Origin of the sequence: Kocuria rosea, from assembly GCF_006094695.1 — a bacterium.
GTDB lineage: Bacteria > Actinomycetota > Actinomycetes > Actinomycetales > Micrococcaceae > Kocuria > Kocuria rosea.
In genome coordinates, this window is sequence record NZ_CP035103.1 from 3036201 (window position 1) to 3047695 (window position 11495).

An 11495-nucleotide genomic window follows, 5' to 3' on the forward strand; every position below is an offset into this window, starting at 1 on the left:
CCTGCTCGCCGTCCGCCGCCGGAGCGCTCAGGCGGTCTTCCAGTCCTCGATGGGCCAGTGGTTCTTCCGGGCCAGCCGGTACAGGGGCAGGTCGGGGTTGACCGTGTACGGGTGGCCCATGAGCAGCAGCCAGCTGGCGTCCGCGTGGGAGTCCCCGTAGCCGTAGGAGCGGGAGAGGTCGTAGCCGCCCTGCTCGGCGTACTTCTTGAGCCACTGGGCCCGCGCCTCGTCGACCAGGGGCGGAGCGGCGAGGTAGCCGGTCATCACGCCGTCGCGCTCGTCCATCCGGCCCGCCACGACCTCGTCGAAGAGGTGCGCGATCGGCTCCACGAGCAGGTCGATGGACCCGGTGACCAGCACCGTGCGGTGCCCCGCGGCGCGGTGCTCCTCGATCCGGCTCAGGGCCCCGGGGCGCAGGAGGCGCCGCATGTCCTCGCCGAGCGGCCCGGCCACCTGCTCCCGCACGGTCCCGGCGGGCACGCCCTGGTAGCGGCGCATGAACGCCCGGATGAACTCCCCCCGGTCCCGCTTCTCGGCCTTGAGGTAGGTCGGGGCGCTCGAGACGAGGTCGGCGACCTCCGCGGGCCACTTCGCCAGGTGCAGCGTCCGGCGGCGCAGCTGGAGGTACTGGCGGATGACCGTGGAGTCCAGGACGGTGCCCTCGAGGTCGAAGACCGCGAGCACGTCCGTGCCCTCGCTGAGACCCCGCCGGGTCGTGCCGCGCCGCTTGGACGCCGCCTGGAGCCGGCCGTAGGCCTTGGTCATCGTGGTCAGCGCCGGCAGGTGCACGTTCTTCCAGTAGTCGGCCCAGTCGATCGACCGGACGTCGAAGGTCCGGTCCTCCGGCGTGCCGGCGGGCAGCGAGTCGTTGAGCTGCCGCGTGCTGGCGTCGTCGAAGATCATCTCGGTGCGCGTGTAGGACTGGTAGAGGTCCACGTAGGTGCGCAGGGAGCCGAGGCCGGACTGCATCCGGTGCAGGGAGGTCGACCACTCCCGGGTGCGGGAGGTCGCGGGCAGCGCGGAGGTGATCCGGCCGCCCACGGCGGAGAGCCGCTCCTTGACCGCCAGCGAGCGCTCCACGGCGTTGTTGGCCGGGAACTTCCACTCGGGCACTCGGATGGGCTTGCCGTCGGCGTCCTCGAGCGGGTGGGCGAGGAAGAAGGAGCGGACGTTCTCGTACATCTGGTGGAACGGGAGCGGGTTCGAGGCGCCCGAGCAGACCTGGTAGTACGCGGGGGCGGGGTCCGCCTGCCCGTCGGGGGTGGCCGCGCCCGACGGGGCGCGGTGCCCGCCCGTGGCCAGCGCCACGATCGCGTTGACCACGAAGTCGACGGGGATGACGTCGAGCACGGAGTCCGGCAGCCCCGGGAACTCCGGCAGGGCGCCCTTGGCGTAGGCCATGATCAGCGGGTCGGCCACCTTGTAGCCGTCGATCCAGCCGGGGTACGGGTGGCGCAGCGCGGACTCGATGATGGACGGACGCACCACGGAGAGGCGGTGGCCGGCGCCCGCCCACTTCTGCTCGGCGACCCGCTCGCCCAGGGCCTTCGTGAAGGTGTAGATGTCGGTCCAGCCGAGGGACTGCGCCCGGGTGCGCCCGTACTCGACGAGGCGGGTGCGGACCCACTCCTCGCGCGCGGCCTCCGCGGCGCGGGCCACCGACTTGGGCCCCTCCTTGCCGTGGTCCGCGGTGGCGGCGTCGATGATGGCCTGCAGCCGCTCCGGGGTGCGGGAGGCCATCTCGGCCTCCTCGCGCGCCCGCTGGGCGGCCTCGAACTCGGCGGCCCAGTCGACCTCGTGGTCCACGGCCGCCTCGGGGCGCAGGCCCTTCGCGATCCCGCCGACGTAGCAGGTGGAGACGTGGATGACGTGCGGGTCCTGCCCGGAGGCCAGGAGCGCGTCGTAGAGACCGGTGGCGCCGCCGACGTTGGTGCTGAAGGCCTCGTGGATGGGCGGGTCGAAGGACACGGTGGAGGCCGAGTGGATCACCACGTCGAACGGCTCCGTGATGCCCGCGAGTGCCGACAGGTCCCCCTCGAGGACCGCGGTGCGCTCCGCGAAGACCCGCTTCGCCTCGTCGTCGCCCACGCTCTCCCGCCAGGTGCGGAAGGCGGGCTTGCGCAGCAGCTGCCGCAGCCGCTGCTCACCGCTGATGCTGCCCTTGGGACGGACGACGGCGGTGACGTGCACACCCTCGTGGGCGGACAGCAGCCGTTCGAGCACCGCCTGCCCGAGGAAGCCGGTGGCTCCCGTCAGCAGGACGCGCGTGGTGGGGGTCTCGGTCAACGGTGTTCCTCCGGTGGTGTGCTGGTCCGCCGCCGGTGCGGAGCGGGCGGGGGGCTGCGGGCGGGCCCTGCCCGGCGGGCGACGACGACGCCCCTCGAGCGGACCGCACCCGGCTGCGCTACGGCTACCGTAGTGTAGCCTAGATCTCATGCTTACCGCTCTCGTGACCGGGGGGACGTCCGGCATCGGCGCCGCGTTCGCCGAAGCCCTGGCCCGCCGGGGAAATGCACTCGTCCTGGTGGCCCGCGACGCGGACCGCCTCGAGCAGACGGCCTCCAGGCTGCGCTCGGAGCACGGCGTGCCGGTCGAGGTCCTGCCCGCGGACCTCTCCGACCGCACCGACGTGGACCGCGTCGCCGCCCGGGTCGAGGACCCCGAGCGACCCGTGGACGTGCTCGTGAACAACGCTGGGTTCTCCGTGAAGACCAGCTTCGCCGATCCGGACACCGGCGCCCACGACCGCGCGTTCGAGGTCATGTGCCGGGCCGTCCTGGTGCTCTCCTCGGCCGCGGCACGGGCGATGACGGCGCGCGGCTCCGGCTGGATCATCAACGTCTCCTCCACCGCGGGCCTGGTCACGATGGGCTCGTACTCGGCGATCAAGGCGTACACGACCGCGTTCACCGAGGCCCTCGCCGTGGAGCTCCACGGGACGGGCGTCCACGTCACCGCCCTGCTGCCCGGCTGGGTGCGCACCGAGTTCCACGAGCGCGCCGGCATCAGCGGCTCCTCGATCCCCTCCTTCATGTGGCTCAGCCCCGAGCGCGTGGTCGAGGAGGCTCTCGACGACGTCGCGCGCGGCAAGGTGCTCTCGATGCCCACCAAGCGCTACCGGCTCCTCGGGTTCGCCCTGCGGCACCTGCCGCGCGCCGCGGTGCGCCGGATCTCGGGGCTCGTCGCCTCGGCCCGCCAGAAGGAACGGGCGGCCGGCTCGTGACCCGCCGCGACCCCCAGGACCCGGTCCCGGTCCAGCGCTCCATCGACGGCGGCAGCGCCGGCTCCTCCCCCGAGGCCGCGCCGGAGGCCCCGCCCGCGTCCTCCGCGCAGCTGAGCCCCGACCGCTTCCGTGACCCGCGGCGCCGCCTCGCCCGCCGGATCGCCCAGCGGGTGTTCCTGCAGGGCCTCGCGTACCGCACGGTCCGCCGGACCGTGGTGACGCACCCCGCGGCCGACGCCCTGGACGGGGCGTGCATCGTGGTGGCCAACCACTCGAGCCACCTCGACGCGCCGCTCGTCCTGGGCTCGGTGCCCCGCCGCATCCGCCGGGACCTCGCCACCGGGGTGGCCGCGGACTACTTCTTCACCGCCCCGCACAAGCGCATGTTCACCGAGCTGATCTTCAACGCCTTCCCGGTGGACCGGACGGGCACCGGAGCGAACCGGGGGCTGTCCAAGCAGCTGCTGAAGGCCGGCGTCCCGCTGCTGATCTTCCCGGAGGGCACCCGGTCCCGCACGGGGAAGATGGGGTCCTTCAAGATCGGGGCCGCCGGCCTGGCCAAGGCCGTGGGAGTGCCGGTGGTCCCCGTCGCCCTGATCGGTGCCTACGAGGCGATGCCCCGCGGCGCCCGCTGGCCGCGCCGCGGCCGCCCCCGCGTGGTGGTGGCCGTCGGCGAGCCGCTGGTCGCCCGGGAGAAGGAGCCCACCTCGTCCTTCAACGACCGCATCGAGGCCTCGGTGCGGGCGCTCTACGCCGAGCACCGTCCGCGCATCGACGCCTGAACCACCGTCACCCCCCGAGAACCAGGAGAGTACTGCGCAGATGGCACACGTGAAGCACATGAAGTGGTGGGGGTGGGGCGAGGAAGGCGTGCACTTCGAGTACGCGAACAAGCCCGCCTTCGCCCCGTTCGTCAAGAACGCCCTGGACGTGGACCTGCGGCCCCGGCAGCGCGACACCATCGACTTCTCCACGGTCAGCGTCCCCGCCTCCCGCGCCGGGGAGCCCCTCCTGGAGGCGCTGGCCGCCATCACCGGCGCAGAGCACCTGACCCTCGACGACGAGCTGCGGATCGTGCACTGGGCCGGCAAGTCCGTCACCGAGCTGCTGCTCACCCGGGCCGGGGACTTCGCGCGGGTGCCCGACGTGGTCGTGTACCCCGGCACGGAGGAGGAGGTCGCCCAGGTGCTGCGGCTCGCGGTGGAGCGCGACCTCGTGGTCATCCCCTTCGGCGGCGGCACGAGCATCTCGCGGAGTCTCCAGCCGGATCCCCACGAGGAACGAACGATCGTTTCCCTTGATCTGGGCCGGATGAACCAGGTCCTCTCGCTCGACGAGACGTCGGGGCTGGCCACCATCCAGGCCGGCGTGCTGGGCCCGGACATGGAGGAGCAGCTCAACGCCCGCGGGTGGACGCTGGGCCACTTCCCGGACTCCTTCACGCACTCGACCCTCGGCGGCTGGGCCGCCACACGCTCCTCGGGGATGCAGTCGGACAAGTACGGGGACATCGCCGACATCGTGCGCGGGCTGCGCGTGGTGCGCCCGGGCGGCACCGTGGTGCTGCGCCCCCTCCCCTCGACCTCCACGGGTCCGAGCCTGCGGGAGATGATGATCGGCTCCGAGGGCAGGCTGGGCGTGATCACCCAGCTGGACGTGCACGTGCACCGCATCGCCGAGCACCGCGAGGTCATCGCGTACATGTTCCCCACGTGGCAGCAGGCGCTCGTTGCGATGCGCGAGATCGCCCGGTCCGGCATCAGCACCACGTTCGCCCGCGTCTCCGACGCGCACGAGACCGCGTTCTCGCTCTCCACCCAGAAGGCCCCCGCCACGCTGAAGAAGAAGGTCACGGCCAAGGGCCAGGACGTGCTGTGGGAGCTGATGCGGCGCCGCGGCTGGGACACCGACGCCATGTGCATCGCCTACGTCTGCTTCGAGGGCGCCAAGCCCGAGGTGGAACGCCGGAAGAAGGCCGTGGCCGGCATCGTCAAAAAGCAGGGCGCCCTGGTGCTCGGTGCGGGCCCCGGCGCGCTCTACGACCAGAAGAAGTTCGACACCCCGTACCTGCGCGACTTCCTGCTCGAGCAGAACACCATCGGCGACGTCTCCGAGACCGCCGCACCATGGTCCAAGCTCACCACGGTGCACCAGGCTGTCTATGACGCCGCGCACCGGGCCTTCGAGGCGCAGGGCAAGACCGGGTGGATCATGTCCCACATGTCCCACTCGTACCACGCCGGCGCCTGCCTCTACTTCACTTTCGGCTACGAGATCGGCGAGGACCCCCACGCCGAGTACGCCGTGATCAAGAGCGCGATCCAGCAGGCGTTCATCGACGCCGGCGCCACGCTGTCCCACCACCACGGGGTGGGACTCGAGCACAGCCCCTGGATGGAGCAGGACGTCTCCCCCGAGGGCGTGCAGCTCCTGCGCAGCCTGTTCGCCGCGGCGGACCCGGGCGGCAACTTCAACCCCGGCAAGATCGTCGGCTGACCCTCCCGGGCCCGTACAGAGCAGAGCAGGCCCCCACCGTTGCCGGTGGGGGCCTGCTCTGTTGTTGTTCGGGGTGTTAAATGCGGGGAGCCCCCGCACCGTGTGGTGCGGGGGCTCGACCCTGGTGGTGTGGTCCGGCGGTGTCCTACTCTCCCACACCCTTCCGGGTGCAGTACCATCGGCGCTGCGGGTCTTAGCTTCCGGGTTCGGGATGGGACCGGGCGTTTCCCCCACGCTATGACCGCCGTAACTCTGGTGCCCGACCCCGTGCGCCGCTGGGGCGTGCCGGCCGTGGGCCGGTGTACGGGGTGGGTAAGTCACTGTGGTTGTCCGCCCGTGGTGGGCGGTATTCAGTTGTGGGTCTTCACCGACAACCGTGGGGGTTGTTGGTTGGGAGCCGTATAGTGGACGCGGTGTTCTGTGGTGACCCCACCCATGTTCCCAACACGTGTTGGGGGTGGGGGTGTGGTGTAAGTTGTCGGCTTATTAGTACCGGTCGGCTGCACACGTCGTTGGTTCGTGCTTCCACCTCCGGCCTATCAACCCAGTGGTCTAGCTGGGGGCCTCTCACACACTAGGTGCATGGAAATCTCATCTCGAAGCGAGCTTCCCGCTTAGATGCTTTCAGCGGTTATCTCTTCCGAACGTAGCGAAGCAGCGGTGCACCTGGCGGTACAACTGCCATACCAGAGGTTCGTCCGTCCCGGTCCTCTCGTACTAAGGACAGGTCTTCTCAAATTTCCTGCGCGCGCAGCGGATAGGGACCGAACTGTCTCACGACGTTCTGAACCCAGCTCGCGTACCGCTTTAATGGGCGAACAGCCCAACCCTTGGGACCAACTCCAGCCCCAGGATGCGACGAGCCGACATCGAGGTGCCAAACCATGCCGTCGATATGGACTCTTGGGCAAGATCAGCCTGTTATCCCCGAGGTACCTTTTATCCGTTGAGCGACGGCCATTCCACAATGTACCGCCGGATCACTAGTCCCGACTTTCGTCCCTGCTCGAGCTGTCGCTCTCACAGTCAAGCTCCCTTGTGCACTTACACTCGACACCTGATTGCCAACCAGGCTGAGGGAACCTTTGGGCGCCTCCGTTACTCTTTAGGAGGCAACCGCCCCAGTTAAACTACCCATCAGGCACTGTCCCTGACCCGGATCACGGGCCGAAGTTAGATGTCCAGAGTGACCAGAGTGGTATTTCAACGTTGACTCCACGTGCACTGGCGTGCCCGCTTCACCGTCTCCCACCTATCCTACACAAGCCACACCGAACACCAATACCAAACTATAGTAAAGGTCTCGGGGTCTTTCCGTCCTGCTGCGCGTAACGAGCATCTTTACTCGTACTGCAATTTCGCCGAGTTCATGGTTGAGACAGCGGGGAAGTCGTTACTCCATTCGTGCAGGTCGGAACTTACCCGACAAGGAATTTCGCTACCTTAGGATGGTTATAGTTACCACCGCCGTTTACTGGGGCTTAAATTCTCCGCTTCGCCGTGAGGCTAACAGGTCCTCTTAACCTTCCAGCACCGGGCAGGAGTCAGTCCGTATACATCGTCTTGCGACTTCGCACGGACCTGTGTTTTTGATAAACAGTCGCTTCCCCCTGGTCTCTGCGGCCCTTACCCGCTCGCACCAGCAAGTGGTGTCCACGGTCGGGGCCCCCCTTCTCCCGAAGTTACGGGGGCATTTTGCCGAGTTCCTTAACCATGATTCTCTCGATCGCCTTAGTATTCTCTACCTGATCACCTGTGTCGGTTTGGGGTACGGGCGGCTGGAACCTCGCGTCGATGCTTTTCTCGGCAGCATAGGATCACCGAATCCCCCCACGAATGGGGGTCCCGTCACGTCTCAGGCTCAATGATCCGCGGATTTGCCAACGGATCGCCCTACACGCTTAGACCGGGTCTACCATCGCCCGGCTCGGCTACCTTCCTGCGTCACACCTGTTAATACGCTTACCTCCCCGGTTCAGGTCCCACGCTCCCCGGTGCCGGCGGCGACCAATGGTCACCGCATGGCCCGGTTCGGGTGGTTAGTGTCCCCGGTTCGATAGGGGCGGTTCTTCGCCGGTACGGGAATATCAACCCGTTGTCCATCGACTACGCCTGTCGGCCTCGCCTTAGGTCCCGACTGACCCAGGGCAGATTAGCTTGACCCTGGAACCCTTGATCATCCGGCGGACGGGTTTCTCACCCGTCATTCGCTACTCATGCCTGCATTCTCACTCGTGTGGGCTCCACCACTGGGTCACCCCGCAGCTTCACTGCCCACACGACGCTCCCCTACCCATCGCACCACCTGAACCGGTCCGAAGACCGGTTGGGTATCATTGGTGCAATGCCACAACTTCGGCGGTGTACTTGAGCCCCGCTACATTGTCGGCGCGGAATCACTTGACCAGTGAGCTATTACGCACTCTTTCAAGGGTGGCTGCTTCTAAGCCAACCTCCTGGTTGTCTAAGCAACTCCACATCCTTTCCCACTTAGCACACGCTTAGGGGCCTTAGTTGGTGGTCTGGGCTGTTTCCCTCTCGACTATGAAGCTTATCCCCCACAGTCTCACTGCTACGCTCTCACTTACCGGCATTCGGAGTTTGGCTGACGTCAGTAACCTTGTAGGGCCCATCGGCCATCCAGTAGCTCTACCTCCGGCAAGAAACACGTAACGCTGCACCTAAATGCATTTCGGGGAGAACCAGCTATCACGAAGTTTGATTGGCCTTTCACCCCTACCCACAGCTCATCCCCTCCATTTTCAACTGAAGTGGGTTCGGTCCTCCACGCGCTCTTACACGCGCTTCAACCTGGCCATGGGTAGATCACTTCGCTTCGGGTCTAGATCACGCCACTCACTCGCCCTATTCAGACTCGCTTTCGCTACGGATACCCCTCACGGGTTAACCTCGCGACGTAACACTAACTCGCAGGCTCATTCTTCAAAAGGCACGCCGTCACCTTGTAGGGCTCCGACGGTTTGTAGGCACACGGTTTCAGGTACTATTTCACTCCCCTCCCGGGGTACTTTTCACCTTTCCCTCACGGTACTGGTCCGCTATCGGTCATCAGGTAGTATTTAGGCTTACCAGGTGGTCCTGGCAGATTCACACGGGATTTCTCGGGCCCCGTGCTACTTGGGTACGCGTACCGTGCGGCAGCAACGATTTCGTCTACGGGACTCTCACCCTCTCCGGTCCGGCACTCACACCGGTTCGACTATCGCCCTGCACTCACACGCCCGGGCCGGCAGACCCAGGACGACACGCCCCACGACCCCGATGATGCAACCCCTGCCGGGTATCACACACCATCGGTTTGGCCTCTTCCGCGTTCGCTCGCCACTACTGACGGAATCACTGTTGTTTTCTCTTCCTGTGGGTACTGAGATGTTTCACTTCCCCACGTTCCCTCCACACACCCTATGAATTCAGGTGCGGGTCACCACGCATAACACGCGGCGGGGTTTCCCCATTCGGAGACCCTCGGATCACAGCTCGTTTATCAGCTCCCCGAGGCTTATCGCAGATTACCGCGTCCTTCATCGGCTCCTGATGCCAAGGCATCCACCGTGCGCCCTTAAAAACTTGCCACATGATCACAGAACACACCGATACCACCACCACCACACCCCAACGGGGCACGGCAGCGGTATCTCGGCGATCAATCACGAACACGGCACCACAACCCACCAGACACACCCCCAACCCTTGCGGGAAGAGGAAGCCGTCCGGCTGCCTGCGGCACCTGTTCTTAAGATGCTCGCGTCCACTATACAGTTCTCAAACAACAACCCGCACACCCCGCACACTGGTGGTTAGCGGCCCCCGAAAGGGACACGACCACCGGCAGGACGCCGGGAACCTGCGACACAACACCCCCACCCCCCACCAAAGGGGACGGGGCCTGTTGTCTCAGGACCCAATAGTGCGCCACGGACCACACCCACCACCGGACCGGTTCTCTTCCACCACCCACACCGCACGAACCCCACAGGGTCCACCACGATGGGACAGGTACTAGGACCCGACCCGGCCGGCAACCCCCACACCCGCCGGATCGGAACCCGGGAAGCACAGGAGGAGTGCGGCCACTTGCTCGTTGATATTCCACCCATGAGCTCACCCCACCAGCACCACGGACGGGCACTAGGGCGGGGGCGACCACCACACGGCGGTCAACGGCTCCTTAGAAAGGAGGTGATCCAGCCGCACCTTCCGGTACGGCTACCTTGTTACGACTTAGTCCCAATCGCCAGTCCCACCTTCGACGGCTCCCTCCCACAAGGGGTTAGGCCACCGGCTTCGGGTGTTACCAACTTTCGTGACTTGACGGGCGGTGTGTACAAGGCCCGGGAACGTATTCACCGCAGCGTTGCTGATCTGCGATTACTAGCGACTCCGACTTCATGAGGTCGAGTTGCAGACCTCAATCCGAACTGAGACCGGCTTTTTGGGATTAGCTCCACCTCACAGTATCGCAACCCTTTGTACCGGCCATTGTAGCATGCGTGAAGCCCAAGACATAAGGGGCATGATGATTTGACGTCATCCCCACCTTCCTCCGAGTTGACCCCGGCAGTCTCCTATGAGTCCCCACCATCACGTGCTGGCAACATAGAACGAGGGTTGCGCTCGTTGCGGGACTTAACCCAACATCTCACGACACGAGCTGACGACAACCATGCACCACCTGTCCACCAGCCCCGAAGGGAAACCCCATCTCTGGGGCGGTCCGGTGAATGTCAAGCCTTGGTAAGGTTCTTCGCGTTGCATCGAATTAATCCGCATGCTCCGCCGCTTGTGCGGGCCCCCGTCAATTCCTTTGAGTTTTAGCCTTGCGGCCGTACTCCCCAGGCGGGGCACTTAATGCGTTAGCTACGGCGCGGAAAACGTGGAATGTCCCCCACACCTAGTGCCCAACGTTTACGGCATGGACTACCAGGGTATCTAATCCTGTTCGCTCCCCATGCTTTCGCTCCTCAGCGTCAGTAACAGCCCAGAGACCTGCCTTCGCCATCGGTGTTCCTCCTGATATCTGCGCATTTCACCGCTACACCAGGAATTCCAGTCTCCCCTACTGCACTCTAGTCTGCCCGTACCCACTGCAGACCCGGGGTTGAGCCCCGGGCTTTCACAGCAGACGCGACAAACCGCCTACGAGCTCTTTACGCCCAATAATTCCGGACAACGCTTGCGCCCTACGTATTACCGCGGCTGCTGGCACGTAGTTAGCCGGCGCTTCTTCTGCAGGTACCGTCACTCTCGCTTCTTCCCTACTGAAAGAGGTTTACAACCCGAAGGCCGTCATCCCTCACGCGGCGTCGCTGCATCAGGCTTCCGCCCATTGTGCAATATTCCCCACTGCTGCCTCCCGTAGGAGTCTGGGCCGTGTCTCAGTCCCAGTGTGGCCGGTCACCCTCTCAGGCCGGCTACCCGTCGTCGCCTTGGTGAGCCATTACCCCACCAACAAGCTGATAGGCCGTGAGCCCATCCAAAACCAGTAAAACCCTTTCCACCACCCACCATGCGGTAAGAGGTAGTATCCAGTATTAGACCCAGTTTCCCAGGCTTATCCCAGAGTCAAGGGCAGGTTACTCACGTATTACTCACCCGTTCGCCACTAATCCGCCCAGCAAGCTGGGCATCATCGTTCGACTTGCATGTGTTAAGCACGCCGCCAGCGTTCGTCCTGAGCCAGGATCAAACTCTCCGTCAAAAAAACAACGAAAACATCAAACCCCGGCTGAAAATGTCGCCACCACCCCACGGAGGC

General features: G+C 65.5%; 4 protein-coding genes and 3 rRNA genes. 3 read left to right on the top strand and 4 right to left on the bottom strand.

Features of this window, described 5'->3' with window-relative positions:
- Positions 1-27: 27 nt before the first annotated feature.
- Positions 28-2286, bottom strand: a complete 2259-nt coding sequence (locus EQG70_RS13895; protein ID WP_017832785.1) for an HAD-IB family phosphatase — start codon at positions 2284-2286, stop codon at positions 28-30.
- Between the two features lie 148 nt (positions 2287-2434).
- Between EQG70_RS13895 and EQG70_RS13900 the strand changes: the two genes are divergently transcribed.
- From EQG70_RS13900 to EQG70_RS13910, 3 genes are read left to right on the top strand one after another with little or no spacing between them, the layout of a single operon-like run.
- Positions 2435-3223: an SDR family NAD(P)-dependent oxidoreductase gene (locus tag EQG70_RS13900; RefSeq protein ID WP_031282649.1), complete on the top strand. Its 789-nt coding sequence runs from the start codon at positions 2435-2437 to the stop codon at positions 3221-3223.
- Positions 3220-4005, top strand: a complete 786-nt coding sequence (locus EQG70_RS13905) for a lysophospholipid acyltransferase family protein (RefSeq protein WP_017832787.1) — start codon at positions 3220-3222, stop codon at positions 4003-4005. Before EQG70_RS13900 ends, EQG70_RS13905 begins: the two co-directional genes overlap by 4 nt.
- 40 nt (positions 4006-4045) lie before the next feature.
- A complete protein-coding gene (locus EQG70_RS13910; protein WP_035930276.1) occupies positions 4046-5719 on the top strand; it encodes an FAD-binding oxidoreductase in 1674 nt (557 codons plus the stop codon).
- A 132-nt stretch (positions 5720-5851) separates the two neighbouring features.
- On the opposite strand, the gene rrf is transcribed toward EQG70_RS13910, so the two are convergent.
- From rrf to EQG70_RS13925, 3 genes are all read right to left on the bottom strand, one after another.
- Positions 5852-5968 (bottom strand): 5S ribosomal RNA (gene rrf / locus EQG70_RS13915).
- A gap of 217 nt (positions 5969-6185) precedes the next feature.
- Positions 6186-9313: ribosomal RNA gene (locus EQG70_RS13920) — 23S ribosomal RNA — on the bottom strand.
- 599 nt (positions 9314-9912) lie between these two features.
- Positions 9913-11438 (bottom strand): 16S ribosomal RNA (locus tag EQG70_RS13925).
- Together the 16S, 23S and 5S rRNA genes form the textbook arrangement of a ribosomal RNA operon.
- Positions 11439-11495 lie beyond the last annotated feature (57 nt).